We start from the raw sequence: 20182 nt of genomic DNA on the forward strand, positions 1-20182 counted from the left end.
GCGGAGAAGGGGCCGTCGGCGGTTGCTGCCGGGCTCCAAAACAGTAAGTGCAGATCCCCGGTGGGCGGCATAACGCTCCGTCAGAAAACAATTCCACGGGAATTTCGCTCAGCGGCACCGCTCCACCGGGAATCGTGTCCTACAGTTTGGGCTCCTCCCTCTCACACCCCGCATCGCGGACCGTGGGCATCGTCATGCCCGCGCCTGGTCTGCCGGGTTTCGTGTGCGAGCCGGAGTGATTCAACTACCTTCACCCGAACCGAATTGGGGTTTCCCTTTGCCTTTTTCCCTGCACCAGGGCGACGCGCTGAGCGTGCTTTCCACGCTGCCGGACCACTGCGTGGACTCCGTCATCACCGACCCGCCGTACAACTCCGGCGGGCGGACGGCCAAGGAGCGCACCAGCCGCAGCGCGAAGCAGAAGTACACCTCGGCCGATGCGCAGCATGCCCTGCCGGACTTCACCGGCGAGAACATGGACCAGCGCTCTTACGGGTTCTGGCTCACCCAGATCATGACCGAGGCGCACCGGATGACCAAGCCCGGCGGCACCGCGCTTTTGTTCACCGACTGGCGCCAGATGCCGACGACGACGGACGCGCTGCAGGCGGCCGGCTGGCTGTGGCGCGGCGTGCTGGCCTGGCACAAGCCGCAGGCCAGGCCACAGAAGGGCCGTTTCACCCAGAACTGCGAGTTCATCATCTGGGGCTCGAAGGGCGCCATCGACGGCTCCCGGAACCCGGTCTACCTGCCCGGCCTCTACTCCGCGTCGCAGCCGTCGGGCAGGAACCGCCAGCACATCACGCAGAAGCCGGTGGAGGTGATGCGGGAGCTGGTCAAGATCTGCCCGGAGCAGGGGACCGTCCTGGACTTCACCGCCGGATCCGGGTCCACCGGGGTCGCGGCCCTGCTGGAAGGCCGCTCGTTCATCGGGGTGGAGAAGACCCGCGAGTACGCCGAGGTGGCCGCCGACCGGCTGACCCAGACCGTGCAACAGACCCTCTCCCAGGACGACTTCGTCCTGTCCGCCTAGAAGTTCCCCGCCGCCCGGCACGGGGCAATGGCGAACTTGGTCCGCCTTTCCCCGTGCCGCGCGATGCGATATAGCACCGGATCCCCGGTTAGCGAAACCGGGGATTCTCCGGATCGTGGAGCCGTCATTCACACGCCATCGGCCGCGGCTTCAAGGAGACCCCTTTCGTGCCCGAATCCATAGACCTCCCCGACGACGGGGAAATGGAACCTGTCCGGCTTCCGGACTCGAATCTGGAGAGCGTCGAGGCCACCGTCCGCAAGCTCATGGAGCAGCAGGCCGAGCAGGCCCGCCAGCTCGACAGCCTCTCCGCCCCTCCGGACCCCTCGCCCTTCGCGGCGTTCGGCCTGCCCAGCCTGCCCGGGATGCCCGGAGCGCCGATGCAGGCGCCGCCCGAGCCGCGCCCGATCCTGGAACTGGAGGGCGATGAGTTCGAGGACGAGCTGGACGCGCTCTCCGACTGGGTGGATGGCTACCTCATCCGTATCTACGGCGCCGAGGTCACCACCGCGGCCCCGTGGTGCAAGCAGTGGCAGGAACACGACGACGTCGTCGGCTGGCTCCACGCCCTGTGGATGGCCTACCAGCAGCACAAAGACCCCGAAGCCGGGCCCAGCGGCATGTTCGTGTGGCACCGTGACTTCCTCACCCACTGCCTGGCCCACGTACGGGCGGCGGGCGGACCGCTCTCGGCCTGCCAGACCGACCCCGACCGCGACGCGCACCGCCTGCTGCCCGGCCCCGCCTCCTCCACCCGCTCCGCGCGCGCCGCCTCCGCGGACCAGCCGGAGCCCGGCGAGCCGGACCAGGCCGGCGCATGAGCGGGTCCGAGCACCGGCCCGCCTTCGGCCTCTCCTTCGACCCGCGCGCCCTGACCGACCTCCTGGCGGCCCCCGGCGACATCCGCGACCTGGCCCTCGCCCAGCTCCAGGACGTCGTCAACGCCCAGCAGTTCGGCCCCAAGCTGCTCGGCGAACTCGCCGACTACCGCAAGCTGTACGTCGACAGCCGAAAAGCCTGGCGCATCGTCTACGCCCAGCGCCCGGCCCCGCCCACCTCGGCGCACCGCGCCGAGATCCATGTGGTGGCCGTCCGCCCGCGCGACCGCCACGAGGTGTACAACGTCGCCCGCCAACGCCTGGGCATCACCCGCCGCCCCACCAGCGCGCTCGCCCACGCCGCCCGCTCCCGCTCGCCGCAGCTGGAGGCGCGCCGCGAAGTCCCCAAGCCGGGCCCGCCGCCGTACGCGGTGCCTGGTCTTCCCCGCCCCGCCCTGTCCCCGCCCCTGAAGGGCCGCACTCTTTGACGACCCACTTCCCCTCCGGCCTCGACGACCTCACGGCCGCCCTCGCCGGACTCACCATCCCGCAGGAGAACCCGCATACGGCCGCGCTGCCCGACTGCTCCTGTTGAGGCACCCCGCCCTCACGGCCCTTCGCCGCGTTGGGGCCGAGGACGTCCCGCTCGTCGACGCCTTCCACCAGCGCTGTTCCCCCGCGCACTTGCTGCTCCGCTGGGGCCGTACGCACCTGCCGCACCGCACCCTGGGCCAGCTGCTGGCACACGCCGACTGCTGGCTGGGTATCGGTGCCGGCGGCGAGCCGCTCGCGCTGGTCTGCGCCGGTCCCGTCAGCCGGGAGGCGGGTGTCTTCGACCTCGGGCTCCAAGTCGCCGACGCCCATCAGCGCCGCGGCATCGGCACCGCGCTGGCCCGGCACGCCGCCCAGTACGCCCACGCCCGGGGCGCCCACACCCTGAGCACCTACACCGAGGCATCCAGCCGCCCGATGCTCGCCCTGCTCCGGCGCCTTGGCCCCGTCCGCGAAACGCGGCACGGAGCGCACCTCGACGTGCGCCTACAGCTCGGCGTGAGCGGCCTCGCACACCGGTCCTCGCCCCACCCCAAGGAACTTCTCCATGCCCCGCAATGCCCCGGTCAGGAAGTCACTGACCCAGCTTGATCACCGCATCGAGGCGGCCGTGGGCCACAGCGTCGACCGACTGTGGCAGCACCGCGACCGCCACCTGCTCGACGAACCGCACACACGCCTGGTCGATGCCCACCGTGCCCTTGTCCAGGCTGAGACCAACGTGACCTTCTACCGCTCCCAGCTCAACAGCCTCTCCTCCGGCGAGTACCCGGTCGATGGCGCGCTGTTCGAGCGCATCGAGCGGACCGTCGGCCTGCTGGAGGACGCGGCTCGTACCCGGGACGAGCGGCAGGCACAGGCCGTCGCCGCGCTCAAGCCGGTCGAGGCCGCCGCCCGGCACAACGTTCCGCGCGATGTGCCGAACCTGCCGGCGCCCGACATCGCCGCGCTGCTCGCCATCACCCAGGGAGCCAAGCTCCACCAGAACCTGCTCACGCAGCAGCTGTACGTCGTCACCGCCTCCGGCACCCGCATCCCCTACAGCCAGCTGCAACGTCTGGAAGAGGACCGCCTGGTGGTCCGCGACACCTCCCACCCGGTCACGGCAGGCCAGCCCGTCACGCTGACCGACACCGGCCGCGCGGCCCTGACCGCCCCGCGCCCGCCCACAGCACCGGGAGCCGCTCCCGTGCCCCGGCCCGGCACCTGGCCTGCGGCTGCTCCAGCCCGCCGCTGAACCCGCACCGCCCCGCGTGCACCCCACCCCCGAAAGCCCCTATGCCCTCATCCCCAGACTTCCGCCTCGACGGCTACGACGCCGTCAACGACCGTGTCGCCGAGCAGTTCTGGCAGCACATCGACATCGAAGCAACCGAACTCACCGTGCTCGCCGAGCACCACACCGACGACCAGCGGCACAGCTACTACGTCCTGCACAACGGCGCGGTGACCTGGGGCATCCCCGGCGAGCCGCAGCTGGTGGCCCTCCACCTGCAGCGCGACGTTAAGGCCCGCACCTTCCGCTTCCAGCACGAGCAGCTGCCCTTGGTGCCCATGGCGCAGAGCTGGCTGATCGCCCGCGGCTGCCCGAAGGACGCCATCGCCCTGCGCCCGGACACGGGCACCGATCCCGCCGACGAGGCCACCAGGGTGCTGGAGGACCGCCTCACCTCGGACGGCGATCACTTCGCCCTGGTCACCAGCTGCACCTCGGACGACGACCCAGACCGCATGCAGATCACGGTGCTCCTGGCCGCCATCGACGAGAACGCGCCGCTGCGCTTCCGGGTGCTGCTGGAAGAGGTCGACACGGAGCACGGGACGCACACCCTGCGCGAAGGCGGCTTTGCGACCTACGAGCAGGCCACCGCCTGGTGGCAGGCCCACTGGTCCGGCGACGACGTCCCCCTGCCGACCGCCCAGACCGCGACCCGCCGCAGCGCACCGTCCGCGATGCCCGGTCTTCCCGCGCCCCCTGTTCCGCGCACTGGCCCAACTCGCTGATAGCGGAGCCGAATTCGCCCCGCGCCCGGTCTCCTTCGGGAGGACTCTGCGAGGTGCCGACGCCCGGCGGAGGGCGAAACATAGCAGCACATCCCCGGTTAGCAAAACCGGGGATTCTCCGGACTCTTGAACCACTGCCCGCCCGGCGCCAGCCGCGGGCGTGTTTCCGCGTCCCTTTCCCTCTTCCCTGGAGGTCAATTCCTCATGCGCTCACCCCGCATAGCCATCTCTGCCGCCGTTCTCGGCGCACTCACTCTGCCGCTCGTCGGTGCCACGTCCGCGAGCGCGGCACCGGCCCAGGCGCCGGCTTCCGCGCCGGCCAGCCGCGCGTGTGACCGGCCCGGACCGTGGGCCGTGCACACGCAGGCGGTCACGATCCGCTCCCAGGCGAGCACGAAGTCCACCGCCGTCGGCGTGCTCTACCGAAGCCACCGCTTCACGGTCCACAAGACCAGCGGCAACTGGCACTACATCACCGACACGAGCACGGGCGTAAAGGGCTGGGTCTCCGGCTCCTATGTCTACCGCGACGTCTACATGTGTCTCGACTAGCCGCCCGGCCAAGCGAATTCACCGAACCGGCAGCGCATTTCTCCCGCTTCGCCGCTGAACAGCGAAGCCGCGCCGTTGACCCGCCCTACGTATTTCCGAGGAAAGGAGCCGTGCTGTGCCTGACGACGCCGACGACGTGATGGGCGTCATCACCCAGCAGATCGAGATCCGCTTCCAGATGCCGCTGGCCGACCTGCGCCGGGCGGTGGCCGCCGCCCCGCACGCCAACGACGACGCCACCGTCGTCGTGAAGTGGTACGGGATGCTCGCCGAGGCCCAGGAGGTACTGAACAGGGCCGAGGACGCCCTCGTCGCAGCCCTCGACAGCGCGCCTGGTGACGTGCTGGACGACCCGGTCATGGCCCTGGCCCACCAGGTCAATGCCGCCGTGGCGGTCCGCGACGGGCGGGCGATGGTGGTGCGCCACTACACCGACCCGAACTCCCTGGGCCGCAGGGGCCCGGGAGCCTGGCGGGGAGCCGAAGCGGCCCCCCGGCGCAGCCCGGCCCTGCAGACCGCACCGGCGCCGAGCGCGCCAACGCCGTCCGTTCCGGTGCGAGGAGCGGTGCGGTGAGCGTCGTACATAAGCCCACCAGCCAGGACGAGGCCCTGGTCCGCGCGTTCGGCGCCTCGCTGAGCGAGCTGTACGCGCAGGCCACCAGCCCCGAGGCGTCCGCCGCCCTGACGCGTGCCCTGGAGCTGCGCTCCTGGCTGGCCGTGGCCGAGGAACAGGTCGCCCGGGTCCGCGAACGCATCCACGACGCCACGGCCGCCGACCGCTACATGGGTGAACTGTCCGCCGACGACCTGCGGTTCGACGCGCAGTGGATGGAGGCGGCCCTCGCTGCCCGCGACGGATACGCCACCGCGCTGACCGGGCTGCTGCGCACCATGCCGCCGCCCGCAGTACGCCCCGAACGGCCGGTGCAGCTCGCCGGCCCCAAGCTCACCACCACGCTCCCGCCCGCCCCGGCACCTGCGCGTGCCGGGGCGGCGCGGGCCCGGCGACCGTGAAAGCCCCCTGATTGCCCCACACCACCTCCCAGACCATCGCCGAACGCATCGAGGACCTGTACGGCCAGCCGATCGCCGCGCTCGAAGCCCACGCCGACACCCACCCCCGCGGCACCATGCTCGCCGCCCTGACCAGCAGCCACACCGACCTGCAGCTCGCCGAGCGCAACATCGCCTTCCAGCTCCAGCGGCTGCGTGAACTCGCCCACCCAGAGCGGGAGATCGGCAAGTTCGAAGCAGGCCACCTGCTCGACTGCACCCGCCGGATCGCCGAATCCGTCGCCGCCCGGGACGCCCACGCCAAGACCATCAGCGCCGTCCTCGCCGGCCTGCACCGCGTCCCCGCCACACCCTCCCCGCCGTCGGCGGCCCCCGCCCCACCGGCCTCCGCTCCGGCGCCCGCTGTCACCCGCACCCGCTGATCCGCCCGTCCCGCCCTAGGAGTTACCCCCTTGGCCACCACCGGTCTGCCCCGCTCCACCCAGGTCGACGTCGCCCGCGTCACCGAGTCGCTGGAGATGATCACCCCGCTGTGGAACGTGTGGGTCCTGATGACGCTGTCCGCCCAGCCCCTGCGCTACGCGGAGATCAAGCCGCGCCTGCCCTGGCTGAATGACGGCACGCTCCACCCCAAGCTGCGCCGCCTCGCCGACGCCGGGCTGGCCGAGCGCACCGAAGTCGCCCGGGGCCACGTCACCTACGGCCTGACCGCACGGGGCGCCGACCTGATGCCCGTCCTGACCGTGATCGCCGCCTGGGGCGAGACACACCTGGAAAAGCCCCTGGTGAAGAACAAGGACACCGGGAAGCTGGAACGCCTCACCACGGTCGCGCCCGCCCAGAACATCGAGGACGCCCTCGCGCTGATCGGGCCCCGTCACGCCACGTCGATCCTGTGGGCGCTCAAGGCCCGCGGCGCCTCCAGTGCCAAGGCGCTGTCCGCCGCGGCGATGCCGGGCTACCGGCTCAGCAACGTCTATCCCCAGGTGGACCGTCTGGTCTCCGACGGTCTGGTCCGCAAGGACGGCCGCGCCTACGAGCTGACGGCCACCGGCCAGGCGCTCGCTCCCGTCTACCGGGCTCTGAGCGCCTGGGCCAGCGGCCGTCCGCTCGCCGACGCCGCCGCTCATCCGCTGTGGGGCCCGGCCCCGGCCCCGGCGGCGAAGCAGGCGACGTCCGGACCGTGGCTGACCACCCAGCCCCGCATCCCGGCACCCGCTGCTCCCGCGCCCGCCTCCGCGCCCCCGGCCCTGTCCGCGCAGCCTGCGGCCACGCCGGGCACGGCCTGGAAGGGTGGCGACCTGTTCTCGCACCAGATACCGGTGCGTCCCATCGCTCTTCCGCAGGCCGGGGGGCCGCGCCGATGACCCGCCTCACCACTACCGGTCACCCGCAGGCGCGCCGCGCGATCAGGGCGCTGTCGCTGCCCGGACTGATCCGCCTGGTCACCGAGATCGACGACAACGGCCCCATCAGCCGTCGCCGCGGCAGCCTGCAGAGCGCCTTCGATGACCTGGGCGCGCCCCAGCTGCGCCACGCCATCGACCGGGCCCGCGAGTTCGGCCTCCTCTACGGCGATGAGCACGAACGAGTCCGCTACCGGCTCACCGACAGCGGCGAAGATCTGGCCGAGGTGTACGACACGGCCGCCCGCTGGGCCCGCGCCCACCAATTCCCCACGGTGGCCAGTGACTTCGTCACCCGGGTCCAGCACACGCTCGACCTGCTCGGCCACGCTCCTGCTCTCGCCCACGCAGCCGACCGCATCGGCGACGCGAGCGGACTGCTGGTCCCCAGGGGCGCGGTCCTCGACCGTGAGGCCATCGCCGCGCTCGACGGCCCGCAGAGCGTACTGGCCGCCTGGCTGAAGGCGCATGCGTACGTCCTGCACCACACGGCCCTCCACTCCTCCCTCGTGGTGGATGAGTGGGAGCCCGCTGCGTGAGATCGAGTGTCGGACCCCGGCATGCCCGCCGGCCGGTCCCCACCCTGCTGCGCAGCATCTACCTGCCCCGCAGCATGGATGCCGGCGCCTTTGCGATGACGACGTACGGCATCCCGTTGCTGGTGCTCGCCATCACCAACTCCGCGTCCCTGACCGGATTGGCGTTCGCGCTGGAGTGGGTGCCGCGCCTGGGCGCGTTCGCCGTCGCCGGAGCGATGGTCGACCGCCACGGCACCACCCGCGTTCTGCGCACGGCCTCGGCCCTGCGGGCCGCGGTGGTCGTGGCCGCCGCCCTCGCGCTGCCGCAGATGGAGGCCGGGCTGCCCGCCACGGTCGCCGTCATGCTGCTCGCCGCCTCGACCGGCGTGCTCACGGAGTTCTCGTACATCGCCGCCGAGACGGCGGGCGGCATCGCCAGCCGTCAGGCCGGCGAGCGCGCCCACCGCGTGCAGTCGGTGCTCCTGGGCATCGACCAGGTCGGCACCCTGGCCGGACCGGCCGTCGCCGGCCTGCTGCTGGAACGGGCCGGGGCCGCCGGGATGCTGGTCACGATCGCCGTCTTCTCGCTCCTGGCGTGCGCCCTCGCCCCCCGGCAGTACACCACCACGACCGAGACGCCGCTCCCCGTCCTTGCGGGGCTGCGCACCGGATGGACGACCCTGCGCGCGCTGCCCGCGCTGGGCTGGCTGGTCTGCGGACTGACCTTGTCCAACTTGGCGGTCGGCCTGCTCCAGGCCGCAGCGCCCGTGATCGTGGTGAAGGAGTTCGGATACTCCAGCGCGGATGTGGGCCTGATCTGGTCGGTGGCCGCCGTCGCCTCCCTGCTCACGGTCGCGGTGTGCCGCCGCGCGATCGACCGCTGGGGCCTGTGGCCCGTCGGCGCGCTCTCCGCATCCGTCGCGGCCTGCGCCTGCCTGGCCGTCTCCCTCACCCACACCTACACCGCCTACCTCGTGCTGATCGCGGTGCTCATGGCCGGAGAGGGCGGCATGACGGTGGTGCTGCGCACCCTGCGCTCCCACCTCATCCCCGCGCCGGTGTTCGGCGCCACCCTCTCGATGACGATCCTGCTGCTCCTGATCCCGTTCCCGCTGGCCGGCGTCCTGGTCGCCACGGTGCCGCCCGCCCTGCTCGGCCATGTGATCACCGGCTGCGCGGTGCTGCAGGCCCTCGGCCTGCTCACTGCCTTCGCCCGGCTGCGCACCCTCCCCGTTCTACGCGCCCGCCTCGCCTGATTCCACCCCTGCCGTCCGCTCTCCTGGAGATCCACCCGATGCCCACGCCCGCCGCCCAGGCCGTCATACCGGTCGCCCGCCCCTCCTTCCGCGCGGGATCCAGGCCCACGATCACCGACCAGTTCCTCGCCTTCGACGCCGCGCACCCCTACGTCTACCGGGCCCTGGAGAAGCTGACGGCCGAGCGGCTGGCCGCCGGCGCCACCCGCATCGGGCTCAAGGAACTGTTCGAGGCCCTGCGCTGGCACCTCCCGCAGGGGCTGCGCGGACTCAACAACAACTACACCGCCTTGTTCGCGCGGAAGTTGATCGAAGACCACCCCGAGTGGGCCTCCGCCTTCGAGCTGCGCCGCCGACGCACCCCCTGAACCACCACCGCCGTGCCTGAACTGCCCCTTATCTATGCCCTCTTGGAGATTCCTTGCCCACCATCCTCGTCGTTTCCACCACCGACCCAGAAGCCGAGACATACCGCGGTTACTGTCTCGAAGCGGTCGCCGCGCGCTACGACGTCGTCCTGATCACTCCCGCCGCGCCCACCTGGGAGCGGGAGTTCATCACCGACTTCGAGATCGCCGATCCCGCCGACGCCCAGGCACTGGCCACCGCCGGCCAGGCCCTGGCCGAGCGGCACGAACTGGCCGGAGCGGTGACCTGGACCGAGTGGTATCTCGTCCAGACCGCGCGCCTGGCACGGCGCCTCGGCCTGCCGTCGAACAGCCCGGAGGTGATGGAGGCCGCCCGCAACAAGGCCACAGCCCGTACGTTGTTCGCCCGCCACGGCGTGCCCTCGGCCGCCTCGATGACCGCCCGCTCCCTGCTGGAGGCGGCGCTCGCCGCCGAAGCGATCGGCTACCCCATCGTGCTCAAGCCCGCCGCCCGCGCGGGCAGCATCGGCGTCATCCGCGTCGACCGCGCCGAAGAACTCCCCGATGGTTTCGCGTTCGCCGCCGCCGGCGCCCGCGACGGCATCGAAAGCACCAAGGTGCTGGTGGAGGAGTACCTCGACGGCCCCGAGGTCTCCGTCGAATGCGTCACCCACCACGGCCACACCACCGCCGTCGCTATCACCCGCAAGACCCTCGGCGCCGAGCCGTACTTCGAGGAAGTCGCCCACAGCGTGGACGCCGCCGACCCCCTGCTCGACCAGGTCGCGTCCGTCGCCACCGCCGCCATCAAGGCGCTCGGCATCACCGACGGCGTGAGTCACGTCGAGATGCGCCTCGTGAACGGCCGCCCCCGCCTGATCGAGGTCAACGCCCGCATCGGCGGCGACATGATCGGCCACCTCGTCCAGCTCGCCACCGGCGTCGACCTGGCCCGCGCCGCCGCCGACACCGCCTGCGGCCAGGCCCCCGACCTCACCCGCACCCGCCGCAGCGCCGCCGCGATCCGACTGCTGTACCCGAGCGCCTCCGGCACCCTGACCCACTGCCACCTCGATGCCGGCTTCGCCGCCCGCACACCGTGGCTGGAGCGGGTCGCCTTCCAGCGCACGGTCGGCGACACGGTCATCCTGCCGCCCGACGGCGACATGTTCAGCGCCCGCGCCGGCTTCCTGATCACCACCGGGCCCACGGCCGACGTCGCCCAGACGCGCGCCGACGAGGCCCTCGGGCACCTCACCCTCGCCATCGCACCCCAGCCGTCCACGTCTGCGGCGTAACCCGCGCACCCGCCCCGAGCCCGGCCGCTGAACAGGAACCACCGCCATGCCCCAGCCCTCCCGTACTTCCTCCTCCGAGCGGCGCTCCCTGCGCCTGAACGACATCGCTCACATGGGCGCCGCGCAACTTCAGCCGCTCCTGCAGGACAGCTTCCGCAATCTGGTCACGGCCGCCATCGCGGACGCGACCGGACACCTGCCCCGCAGCTCCCGCAAGCTGCTGCACGGACCGCACTTCCGCGACAACCTCGTCGACGCGCTGCGCTGGGCCGAGGGCGAGATGCAGGTCGCCTGCGAACGCATGACCTGGACCGGGGACCCGCGGGCCGGACGCACCGGGCGCCAGCTCCAGCAGATCCGTACCGCGCTGGCCCAGGCCCGCGCCGAGGAAGCCGACCGGCGCCGCACCGAACACCGCGCCTCCGCCGGACACCAGGTGGACACCGACTCCGCCGCCACGGCCCGCCGCTGGCTGCGCAGCGCCTACCCGGACCGCTTCGAGCAACTCCTCGCCCAGGAGTACGCCTCGGCCCAGCTCGAGCCGCGCACCGAGCGGCCCGGCCCGGCCGATGTGTTCGACGCCGTCGAAAAGGGTGCGAGCGAGGGCTACCTGTTTTCCACCATGACCCCGGCCATCCGTGACCTGCTCGCCAAGAGCCCCCTCGCCTTCCGCAACACCGTCGCCGCCGATGCGCGCGAGCAGGACGAGCGCAACGTCGCACTGCGCCACCCGCTGCTGCTGCGCCGCTGGCGCACCGCGCTGGACGAACTGGCCGAGATGACCACCCCGCTGGCCGGGGCCACCAGCCCCACGCTGCTCGGCCCGCTCACCACCGACCTGGACGCCATGCCCCGCCAGGCCGCCTTTGCCGTCCTGAACGCCCGCCGCTTCCTCGTCGCCGTCCACCAGCGCACCGCCGAGAACACCCGCGTCGCCCGCCAGTACGCCCAGACCATCACCCGGCGCGAGCAGGACGAGCCCGACCATGCCGCCCACCGCCGCGTCTTCGGCCAGGCCCTTAACCGCCTGGCCGACGAGCAGCCCGCCTCCTACGACTACATCCGCCACCGGCTGCGGCCCTTCGAGACCAGCCCCGGCCAACTGGACACATCCGTCCTGAACGCCGACCAGCGCGGCGCCCTCAAGCGCCACGTCCTGGCCGAACTCGCCCCCGCCCCTGCGCCACCGCACCTGTCCACGACCCCAGCCCTGCCGAGGCCGGCCACGCCTACGGTGCGCCCGGCAGCCGCCCGCTGACCTCCCCCTGACCCCGACGGATGTACCGATGACCGACCCCACCCCGATCGAGGGAGATGTCTACGTCTCCCCGCGCTATCTCGCTGGCCTCGGCCATGTCGACCCCATGCGCTTTGAGTCCGTCAAAGAGTGGCCACACCACGACCTGGGCGACAGACCGTGCCAGTTCCTCATCACCTCCCCAGACCACCGCATCAAGATTGGCTGGTTTGGCGACGACTTCGATGTGTGGAAGATCAGCGCCGCCGAGGACGCCGTCTCCGCATCCCGTTGGACGGCGAGCATCAGCGACAAGATGCCGCCCGAGATCGTCCGCGACTTCGTCCATGCCCTGGCCGACGAGTGGGATGAGGACAGCGACAGCTTCCTGGCGAACCGCTCGTACTACTGGACCGACGCGGTCCAGCCGCTGCTCGACGCGGGCTGGGAACGCAGACCGCTCGCGTACGGCTCGGTCGAAATCGTCTCCCCGGACCAGATGGCCGGCGCGAGCATCGACGTCGTCAGCAGCGATCCCGATGCCGAAGTGGTGACGCTGTGGGCCGGACCTGACAAACGCAGGGTCTTCCGCGCGGAGGCGAACTTCACCGCACGCACCCCGAAGCACCTGATCGCCGCCATGGCCGCCTCCTTCGTCGCACCGGCCCCCATCGCCCGCTACCAGGCGGACCTGAGCCCCCGGCTCGCCCAACTCGCCCAGCTCACCCCCGTCGAGCCACCGAAGCCGCCCGCGCCCACCCCGCTCGACGTCCAGCAGACCACCGCCGCCCGGCGCCGCCCGCCCGCGCTCGGTACGCGCAGCGTCCCCCGCTGGAGCACCACCACGCTCCCACCGGCCGTGCCCGCTGCCGCCCTGCCCGCCCGCCGCCGCTGAGGAGCCGCCGCATGTCGACCGACCCCTTCATGGCCCTCGCCCCCGACCAGCACGTCAAGGTCCTGCCCCGCCACCTGGCCGGCCCCGGACCCGTCGACCTCCGTACGGTCTGGCCCTTCCCCGAGGACTGGTCCGTGCACCAGGCCGACGATGGCGAGGCTCTCGCCACCAGCCCCTGCCTGCGGCTGTTCACCACCCTGGTCCCCGATGCCGTGAGCCGCGGCAAGGGGAGGTGGACGGTCACGGCCAACCGCGCTCCGTTCGGCCCCGCGGCCTGGCAGATCTCCTTCGACGTCACCACGCCGGTCGAGCTGCTGCACGACGTCCACACCGAACTGCTCGACCTCTACCTCGAAGACCGCCACAGCGACCAGGACCGGCTGTTCGAGGACGACACCTCGTCGCAGGAGGCGTACATGCCGCTGCTCACCCGCGGCTGGAGCCACCAGGTCAAGACCGACGGCCGCCAGTTCTTCCATGCCCCCGACGGGCTCGGTGTCGTACAGCACCGCTACGCCACCAACCTTCACTCCGACTCGCCTACCTGGTCGGCCTGGGGCGGAGACCCGAGCGAGCCGTACTGGCGGGCACGGTTCTCTCAGGGCACGCCCACCACGTTGGTCGCGGCTTTCACCGCCTCGCTGGTCTCCACGGAGCCGGTGAGCCGCACGGCGAAGGACATCCCGGTCCACACCCGCCGCCACCTGTACGTCGCGGCGACCGCCCCGGCCAAGCAGGAGCCTGCCTCCACCCCGGTCGCCTCCCGTCCTGCGCTTCCCGGCCTCGGCCGGACCCGCTGATCACCCCTCACCTTTCGCCCCTGGGCAGTCCTGCCCCGTTCCTGGAGAGTTCCTACTTGCGCACTCGTTCCTCTCGCTACCTGCCCGTTGCGGCCCTCACCGTTGCCGCCGTGACCGGCACCCTGGCCTCGGCCCCGGCGGCCGTGGCCCACGCTCCCGAGCCGACCCCAACCTCGCCGGTCCTGCGGAACATGACCGAGACCGGTGGCGTCCAGATCCTCAAGAAGGACACCGGCGGTGACCTCCTCGCCGGCGCCTCCTTCAGCCTGCTGGACAGCACCGGCAAGGAGGTCGCCAACGGAAAGACCGACGCGGAGGGCACGCTCGTCTTCAAGGGCCTGGAGGCCGGCGTCTACCGGCTCAAGGAGACCTCCAGCGGCACCCAGATCCACGACGTCGTCCCCGATCAGGACGTCATCGTCACCCCGGGCAACGGCACCCCGCTCACGGTTATCGACCCGTTCAAGCCCGCCGAGGTGACCGTCAAGAAGACCGACAAGGCCACCGGCCAGCCCCTGGCGGGCGCGGTCATCAACATCACCCCCGCCACCGGCGGCGACCCGGTCACCCTGACCACCGGCAAGGACGGCATCGCCAAGGCCAAGCTCCCGGTCTCCTCCCGCAACGGCACCAAGTACACCGCCACCGAGACCAAGGCGCCCGAGGGCTACCAGCTCGACGCCAAGCCGAAGGACTTCACGGCGAAGCCCGGCGCTCCGGAGACCGTCACCGTCGCCGACACCAAGAAGGAAGAGCCGACCCCGACGCCCACCATCCCGCCGACGAAGCCGCCCACCACGCCACCGGTCACCCCCACACAGAAGCCGACCCCGGACACCAAGCCGTCGGCATCCACCCCGGCCTCCGCCACACCGACCCCCGACGAAACCGCCTCCAGCACCACCGCGCCCACCCCGGAAGGCTCCCTCGCTCACACCGGCGCTGACGCCACCCCGTGGCTGCTCGGCGGCGCCGGCCTCCTCCTCGCCGCCGGCGGAGGCGCTCTCCTCGTGACTCGCCGACGCCGCACGGACGACGCCGATCACGACGGCTCCGCCGAGAGCTAACGACACACCCTCTCGAACCCGGCCCCCCGGAATCCTCGCGCTTTCGGGGGGCTTCGTCATGTCCAGCGAGGCATCGCAGGCCCTCGTTCCCCAAAGCGGCAGGTCACGCCGCGCGCAACGTGGCGGCTAGCCGTACCCCTGACCCAACTCCATGGCGGGGAGCAGGACTTCGGTGGCGGCACAGTCGTGGCAGGCTTTCGCGCCGGGACGCATCAGAGCGTCCAGGGCTTCCAGAGCGCCCGTCTCTCTCCCCTCGCCGACCGCGCGTCGACACGGGGCCTCATGCACGAGCGTGCCGCCGCCCGGCGTCGCGGATCGGGGCGTACGTACGACCCAACCGGAAGGCTTCGTCGGCGGCAGAGCCTTGGAGCGCCGATATGTAGGGATGACCGGGAGGCCAACGTGCTGCACGCCAGCGTGCTCCTCGACAAGATGGGCGCCGTCGCCAAGCCCGCCGGGCCGTCCGCCACTTTGCCAAGTCCCTGGAAACCGCCTACCCCTGAGATCCCGGCTGTCCGGGGGCGGGTCAGATGATGTCTTCGTATCCGGGCAGCACCTGCGGCTCGGTCCGCACCGGGAAGAACATCTTGGTGACCACCCCGTCCACCGCGTGCGCTGCACCCTGGCGGACGCTCTCCGGGTGCAGGCGCCAGTCCTGCTGCTGGTGCTCCTGGGGGCACTCCAGGAAAGCCTTGCCGTCGCGGGTGAAGAACGTCAGGTCCTGGCGGGCCCCGCAAGTTCTGCACTCGATCGGCATCTGCGAACTGTGGCCCGGCTGCGAGTGGTGGAATTCCGCGCCGTCCGCCACTCGGTAGCGGACGTCCTGCTGGGCTTCTGTACTCGGCATGGCGCTCCCTCGCTGGTCAGCTCTATGGCACGGTACGGGGCGGCCGCCGTCCCGAGCTACACCCTCTCGGGTTTCCGGCAGGAGATGTCCTGTGCCACCGATTGATTGGCCTAGGGCCAGTAACTGAGCCGTGAACGGGCCGACGGGGCAGTCGGACGCCGGGTACTCGATCAGGACCCGAGGGATCCCTACCCACTCGGCGGGAACTGCGCCTGCGCGATTGGGCTGACCAACAACATCGCGATGGCGGTAAACACTTCGTAGCCGATGTTGTTGAAGTGATCGTCCAGGTTCTGCTCGCGGTACAAACCCACGAAGGGGCCGACTGCTTGCGCGGCAAGACCTGGGCGCAGATCCTCATACCAGTGCTTGGTCTGTAGGTAGAGGGCCCGAGAGCGGACCAGCAGTTCTTCGTCCACCTTGTTGTCGCGGACGGCCTGCATGGCGCTGGTGGTGGAGTCGATCCGGTCGAGCAGCATCTCAAGGGTCCATGGCATGCTCGCGGGGCCGACGGCACGAGCCAGACTGCTGGTCGTGAAGACGCTCGGCGGCTCGAACACCGCGCGCGCCGCGTCCTCCAGCTCGTTCCGGAGCTCAGGGGTGGTGCCGCCCTGGTAGCTCATTTCCGCGAAGAGACGGACGAACCGGTTGCGGGCGGTTTCGGTGGCGGCGGGGTGGTCGATCTGCTCCAGCGTGGCCCGCGCCGCCTCCACGCACACCTGTTTGCGGCGCAGCCCATCGCCGAACCAGGTTCGGAATGCCTTGAGCGCCTGCCGGGTCGGCAACCACTCCTCGCCCCACCACAACCAGATCCCGAATGGCACCAGGGCCAGCGCCGGGATCTTCGGCATCTCCACGCGCTTGCTCAGCAGGAGGAGGAACAACTTGCGTTGGTTCGTCGAGTGCAGCCCCGGCCGGGATCCGCGGCCGGCCCCGCGCCGCTGAGGATTGTCGAGCAGCCCAAGCGAGATCCAGTCGTGGATCGTTCGCCTGCTGATCTCGTAGCCAGCCTCGCGCGCATCTTCCAGCAGGTCATCCAAGGTGCCCGGCCCGTGCACCTGCTCCCAAGGGCGTTCCACGCTCAGAAATTACACCAACTCCGCAGCAGCGTGGGGCCGTTGGCGGCGGACACAAGGGGTGGACGCGGTCTAGCGTCGGAAACGGGATCAATCCCGCAGGCCAGAAGCTTGGCGGCCAGGCCCTGCGGAGTGCTCCCGCACGTCCTGACCCATCTCAGCAACGGAGCCTTCCATGCACCCCGACTCCAAGCCGTCCGTCCCCGATCAGTACCGTTCCCGGACCCGCCGATATCGACGGGTCCTCACCATGAAGATGATCGGAGGGGCGTGCACGGCACTCGCCAGCGGCGCGGTGCAACTCCTGATTTACTCCGTCATCGGTCACCGCTGAACCGCACCGCCGACCTGGGAAGACACCAGACCTCATGACCTCGACGGTTCGGAGGGTGCAGAGGCACTGCATCCCGTCCTCCCAGCTCTCGGCGAACGCAGGGTCCGGCGGGCAGTAACGCCCATGTCGTCTGACCTGCGCGCCTACGTGCGTTCGATTTGCTGTGTCACGTCGAGCCGCTCCGGCCCTCCGGGTAGTTAGGCTGCCGCGGTGATCGAGTACTCGCCGCTCCCCGGTGACCCATCCGAGCTGCACCTGCGTATCGCCTACTCCGACACGCTCAGCGACACCCTTGACGCGGACACGCTGGAAAGGTGGAGCGTGGAGATCCTCCATCGCCGTGGGGTACACGACGACAGCCGTTGCTTGACGGAAACGGGCGCGTGCGAGGCAGGAGACTGCCCGGCGTACGCCGCAGGCGACCACGTTGCGGGTTCGATGACCTTCTTCCGCGTGCACCTTGATCGTGGGCGCAACGCGTACGCGGCCATGGCAGAGGAATCGGAGGACCTCTACGAGATCGCACGCGTCCTCCTTGATCCCGGCACGGGCTATTACGCGGACGAGGTTGGCGAGCTGCTGGAGTACAGCGGCTCTGCCCTGCTCGTCATGGACCGCGTCGCCCTGCATGAGGAATGGAGAGGCCACGGCCTGGGTGTGATCCTGGCCGCCGAAGCCATCTTCCGGCTGATGCCCGGGTGCCGGGCCGTGGCGTGCGCGCCCGGAGTCTCAGACCTGGGCGCGGACCGGCTGCGGAACGAAGCGGAATGGGACCGCGTCACAGCCAAGATTGCCAAGGGCTGGGAACGGATCGGGTTCCTCCCCTACCGCGACAATGTCTTTGTCTTGTCGCCCACCTCCCTGGTCCTGGAGGAGCAGCGAGGCCAGCTCCGCCGCAGGCTCGTGGAACTCGGGGCCGCCTGGGCGGCGACGGCCCGCGCATAGGCGGCTGCTCGACCGTCTGTCGGGTGCCCTGCGGCAGCCGGATTCGGTAGTTCGCCGGGGGCAGACAGGAAAGATCGCGAAAGGACTGGTGGAAGCCGCCAGGGGCATGTCAACGTAGACGACCTTCCCCGAAGTGCCAGGTCAGAGAGGTGATGCTTGTGACCGTGGACGCGTCCACGCCCGGATTCTCCACCACCGCCGAGGCCCTGCGGCTGCGTTCGTGGCAGCTGGGTCCCGGCCAGCCGACGATGGTCACTGACTTGTTCAAGGCGGAGTTCTTCCACCTCGTCGTGGACGACCGGGCCGATGTCCACGTCAGCAGCAAGGACGGCCGCTTCTACCTCGGATGGTTCCCGCTGGGGCGCCCCGGCACCGACGGCGACGGCTGGACGCTCGCCGTCACCGGCACCGCCAAGGTCCCCGGCTACCGGATCCGCTTCGACACGGAAACGCCGGCGGAGATCGTCGCGGCCACGGTCCAGCGCGTGCTGGCCACTTCCCGGCCGCTGTGAACCACTGTCACCGCGCGGCTCGGATCTGTTGCTCACGTCCGGCACGTACCCTTCCCTCGACCCCTGCTGGGGCGCCCGTTACTGCAAGGAGAACGCCTTGGCCCCGGAGCTGAGCGTCGGCGAGCTGCTGGAGAGCCTGTCCGCCAGCGACCGCGACGTGGTGGTCCGCCTGTGGATCAACCCCTTCGCCCGTACGGCCCGCCGCCTGGGCGGCGTGGTCCCCACCCGTGACGACGCCGGCCGGCCGGTGGTGTTCATCGCCGAGGCCAAGGACACCGAGTCGCTCGGCACGCTGCCCGAGCCGACCGTCGGTGACCTGCTCGACCAGCTGTCGGCGTGCGACCGCGATGCCGTCGTGCAGCTCGCCCTCAACCCCGACTTCCCGATGGCCCACCGTGCGGGCCCCGTTGCCGGTGCCCGCGACGAGAAGGACCGTCCCGTGCTGTTCCTCACCGAGCCGGACGAGGACGAGGCCGAACAGTTCGGCCCCCTCCTGCCCCACGTCGCGGTCGCACTGGCCTGGCACGAACCGACCGAGGCCCCGCCGCGCCGCCGGCGCGGCACCCGCCCCGGCGGCGGGCAGTGAACCACCCCCGAGCCCACGGAGGCGCCCCTGCACCCGCACCATCGCTCTGACTCCTCCTCCCCCCTCTCGCCTCACCCGGTGAACTGGGTCACCCCGCGCCATCTGGCCGGCGACGACGACGTCCTCGCCGAGCGGATCGGCGACACCCTCACCGGTCTGGGCTGGCGCATGTGGCCGACCTCCCGCGACACCCTGCTGTACGTGAGCCCGGACGAGCTGCGCGGCGCCGAATGGATCCTGGCCAGCAGCCCGTTCACACTCGGCGGACTGCGGGCGGCCCTGCAGATCTCCGCCCGCCCGGACGCCAGCAGCGCCCTGGTGCAGTGGAACGCCTACTTCACCACCGGCGTACCGCACGAGGCACTGCACGACTTCCTCGTCGCGCTCGACGCCAGCGCGGTGCCCGACACCGGCTTCGAGGAGCCCGAGGCAGTGGTGGCAGCGCTCAGCGCGCAGGGCTGGATCCGTGACGTGGACCGCCCCCGCACCGCCGCCACGGACCCGGGCTTCGCCTCGCACGTCTCGCTCGAGATGCTGCCGGACCTGATCGCGGATGCCGACCTGCGGGAGGACCTGATGGGCTGGCAGGCATGGGCCGAACCCACCTTCGGCGCCCCCTACCTGTGGTGCGCGAACTTCAGCCCGAGCGTCCCCAACGAGCTGGTCGCCGCGTTCGCTGCCTCGCTCGCCTCCCCGGTCCCGGTGGCACGCCACCGGCTGCCGCACAGCGCGGAAGACCGCCTCACGATCGTCCACCGCGGCTGACGCCGGGGCCCGGCCGGCAACACCGGCCGGGCCCTGCCCTCCGCGGGCCGCGTTCCCGCCTCAGCCCTGGAAGAGGTGCACGTCACGAACACATCCCCTTCTCCCGGCGCGCAGTGCTGCGAGCGCTGCGGCTCCGCCGGCTTCCTCGCCCGCAACCGCGACCTTGCCCCCTCGCCCGCCTGGTGCATCAGCTGTCACGAGCGGGCCGACACCACCCAGGCTCGCGCAGGTCACCCCTGCGAGGACGGCTGCGCCCTCACCACCGACCACGACGGCCTGTGCGCCGTACGCGCCTGACC

The 20182-nt window shown here is 71.2% G+C and carries 27 protein-coding genes; 24 read left to right on the forward strand and 3 right to left on the reverse strand.

Going from position 1 to position 20182, the window contains the following annotated elements; all coding sequences use genetic code 11:
• The first annotated feature begins 277 nt into the window (after nt 1-277).
• The 19 genes from IEZ17_RS09695 to IEZ17_RS09785 all read left to right on the forward strand — a co-directional run bounded on the left by IEZ17_RS09695 (nt 278) and on the right by IEZ17_RS09785 (nt 14818).
• Nucleotides 278-1033 carry a DNA-methyltransferase gene (locus tag IEZ17_RS09695; RefSeq protein ID WP_189298553.1) on the forward strand — a complete coding sequence of 252 codons (756 nt, stop codon included), beginning with the start codon at nt 278-280 and terminating at the stop codon, nt 1031-1033.
• Nucleotides 1034-1236: 203 nt separating this feature from the next.
• Nucleotides 1237-1854 (forward strand): DUF4913 domain-containing protein, encoded by a 618-nt coding sequence (locus IEZ17_RS09700; protein WP_189298844.1) that lies wholly within the window; start codon nt 1237-1239, stop codon nt 1852-1854.
• Entirely contained in the window at nt 1851-2339 is a 489-nt protein-coding gene (locus IEZ17_RS09705) for a hypothetical protein (protein WP_189298555.1), read from the forward strand. Before IEZ17_RS09700 ends, IEZ17_RS09705 begins: the two co-directional genes overlap by 4 nt.
• A 103-nt stretch (nt 2340-2442) precedes the next feature.
• Nucleotides 2443-2994, forward strand: a complete 552-nt coding sequence (locus IEZ17_RS09710; protein WP_189298557.1) for a GNAT family N-acetyltransferase — start codon at nt 2443-2445, stop codon at nt 2992-2994.
• Nucleotides 2951-3640 (forward strand): hypothetical protein, encoded by a 690-nt coding sequence (locus tag IEZ17_RS09715; protein ID WP_189298558.1) that lies wholly within the window; start codon nt 2951-2953, stop codon nt 3638-3640. The genes IEZ17_RS09710 and IEZ17_RS09715 overlap by 44 nt, the downstream gene beginning before the upstream one ends.
• A 41-nt stretch (nt 3641-3681) precedes the next feature.
• Nucleotides 3682-4407, forward strand: coding sequence for a hypothetical protein (locus tag IEZ17_RS09720; protein WP_229852110.1), 726 nt, complete (start codon nt 3682-3684; stop codon nt 4405-4407).
• Between the two features lie 204 nt (nt 4408-4611).
• Nucleotides 4612-4959 carry an SH3 domain-containing protein gene (locus tag IEZ17_RS09725; RefSeq protein ID WP_189298560.1) on the forward strand — a complete coding sequence of 116 codons (348 nt, stop codon included), beginning with the start codon at nt 4612-4614 and terminating at the stop codon, nt 4957-4959.
• Between the two features lie 115 nt (nt 4960-5074).
• Nucleotides 5075-5533: a hypothetical protein gene (locus IEZ17_RS09730; protein WP_189298562.1), complete on the forward strand. Its 459-nt coding sequence runs from the start codon at nt 5075-5077 to the stop codon at nt 5531-5533.
• Entirely contained in the window at nt 5530-5973 is a 444-nt protein-coding gene (locus IEZ17_RS09735; protein ID WP_189298564.1) for a hypothetical protein, read from the forward strand. The genes IEZ17_RS09730 and IEZ17_RS09735 overlap by 4 nt, the downstream gene beginning before the upstream one ends.
• 11 nt (nt 5974-5984) lie before the next feature.
• Complete coding sequence (locus IEZ17_RS09740) at nt 5985-6395, forward strand: hypothetical protein (RefSeq protein WP_189298566.1); 411 nt, start codon at nt 5985-5987, stop codon at nt 6393-6395.
• A 30-nt stretch (nt 6396-6425) separates the two neighbouring features.
• The gene (locus IEZ17_RS09745; protein WP_189298568.1) at nt 6426-7340 is read left to right on the forward strand and encodes a winged helix-turn-helix transcriptional regulator; all 915 of its coding nucleotides are present in this window, start codon (nt 6426-6428) and stop codon (nt 7338-7340) included.
• Complete coding sequence (locus IEZ17_RS42190) at nt 7337-7918, forward strand: hypothetical protein (RefSeq protein WP_229852111.1); 582 nt, start codon at nt 7337-7339, stop codon at nt 7916-7918. The genes IEZ17_RS09745 and IEZ17_RS42190 overlap by 4 nt, the downstream gene beginning before the upstream one ends.
• A complete protein-coding gene (locus IEZ17_RS09755; RefSeq protein ID WP_189298570.1) occupies nt 7915-9153 on the forward strand; it encodes an MFS transporter in 1239 nt (412 codons plus the stop codon). Before IEZ17_RS42190 ends, IEZ17_RS09755 begins: the two co-directional genes overlap by 4 nt.
• Nucleotides 9154-9191: 38 nt before the next feature.
• Nucleotides 9192-9521, forward strand: a complete 330-nt coding sequence (locus tag IEZ17_RS09760; RefSeq protein WP_189298572.1) for a hypothetical protein — start codon at nt 9192-9194, stop codon at nt 9519-9521.
• A 62-nt stretch (nt 9522-9583) separates the two neighbouring features.
• Nucleotides 9584-10819 carry an ATP-grasp domain-containing protein gene (locus tag IEZ17_RS09765; RefSeq protein WP_189298846.1) on the forward strand — a complete coding sequence of 412 codons (1236 nt, stop codon included), beginning with the start codon at nt 9584-9586 and terminating at the stop codon, nt 10817-10819.
• 46 nt (nt 10820-10865) lie between these two features.
• Nucleotides 10866-12077 carry a hypothetical protein gene (locus IEZ17_RS09770; RefSeq protein ID WP_189298573.1) on the forward strand — a complete coding sequence of 404 codons (1212 nt, stop codon included), beginning with the start codon at nt 10866-10868 and terminating at the stop codon, nt 12075-12077.
• A gap of 28 nt (nt 12078-12105) precedes the next feature.
• Nucleotides 12106-12951, forward strand: coding sequence for an SPDY domain-containing protein (locus tag IEZ17_RS09775; protein ID WP_189298574.1), 846 nt, complete (start codon nt 12106-12108; stop codon nt 12949-12951).
• A gap of 11 nt (nt 12952-12962) precedes the next feature.
• Entirely contained in the window at nt 12963-13751 is a 789-nt protein-coding gene (locus tag IEZ17_RS09780; protein WP_189298576.1) for an SPDY domain-containing protein, read from the forward strand.
• Nucleotides 13752-13861: 110 nt separating this feature from the next.
• A complete protein-coding gene (locus IEZ17_RS09785; protein WP_229852112.1) occupies nt 13862-14818 on the forward strand; it encodes an MSCRAMM family protein in 957 nt (318 codons plus the stop codon).
• A gap of 126 nt (nt 14819-14944) precedes the next feature.
• Here IEZ17_RS09785 and IEZ17_RS44405 read toward each other — a convergent pair whose 3' ends face one another.
• From IEZ17_RS44405 to IEZ17_RS09795, 3 genes are all read right to left on the reverse strand, one after another.
• A complete protein-coding gene (locus IEZ17_RS44405) occupies nt 14945-15439 on the reverse strand; it encodes a DUF6233 domain-containing protein (protein WP_373299774.1) in 495 nt (164 codons plus the stop codon).
• Complete coding sequence (locus tag IEZ17_RS09790) at nt 15345-15665, reverse strand: hypothetical protein (RefSeq protein WP_189298578.1); 321 nt, start codon at nt 15663-15665, stop codon at nt 15345-15347. The genes IEZ17_RS44405 and IEZ17_RS09790 overlap by 95 nt, the downstream gene beginning before the upstream one ends.
• Before the next feature lie 188 nt (nt 15666-15853).
• On the reverse strand, nt 15854-16744 hold the full coding sequence (locus IEZ17_RS09795; protein WP_189298579.1) for a hypothetical protein: 891 nt from the start codon (nt 16742-16744) through the stop codon (nt 15854-15856).
• 541 nt (nt 16745-17285) lie between these two features.
• Here IEZ17_RS09795 and IEZ17_RS09800 point away from each other — a divergent pair.
• The 5 genes from IEZ17_RS09800 to IEZ17_RS09820 all read left to right on the forward strand — a co-directional run bounded on the left by IEZ17_RS09800 (nt 17286) and on the right by IEZ17_RS09820 (nt 20180).
• A complete protein-coding gene (locus IEZ17_RS09800; protein WP_189298580.1) occupies nt 17286-18020 on the forward strand; it encodes a hypothetical protein in 735 nt (244 codons plus the stop codon).
• Between the two features lie 152 nt (nt 18021-18172).
• Complete coding sequence (locus tag IEZ17_RS09805) at nt 18173-18532, forward strand: SPDY domain-containing protein (RefSeq protein WP_373299775.1); 360 nt, start codon at nt 18173-18175, stop codon at nt 18530-18532.
• A 97-nt stretch (nt 18533-18629) separates the two neighbouring features.
• Nucleotides 18630-19118, forward strand: coding sequence for a hypothetical protein (locus IEZ17_RS44145; protein ID WP_308427618.1), 489 nt, complete (start codon nt 18630-18632; stop codon nt 19116-19118).
• Between the two features lie 78 nt (nt 19119-19196).
• Complete coding sequence (locus tag IEZ17_RS09815; protein ID WP_189298582.1) at nt 19197-19883, forward strand: SPDY domain-containing protein; 687 nt, start codon at nt 19197-19199, stop codon at nt 19881-19883.
• 75 nt (nt 19884-19958) lie between these two features.
• The gene (locus IEZ17_RS09820; RefSeq protein ID WP_189298583.1) at nt 19959-20180 is read left to right on the forward strand and encodes a hypothetical protein; all 222 of its coding nucleotides are present in this window, start codon (nt 19959-19961) and stop codon (nt 20178-20180) included.
• Nucleotides 20181-20182: the final 2 nt, after the last annotated feature.

The organism is Streptomyces albospinus, assembly GCF_014648695.1.
In the GTDB taxonomy this organism is placed as follows: Bacteria; Actinomycetota; Actinomycetes; order Streptomycetales; family Streptomycetaceae; genus Streptomyces; species Streptomyces albospinus.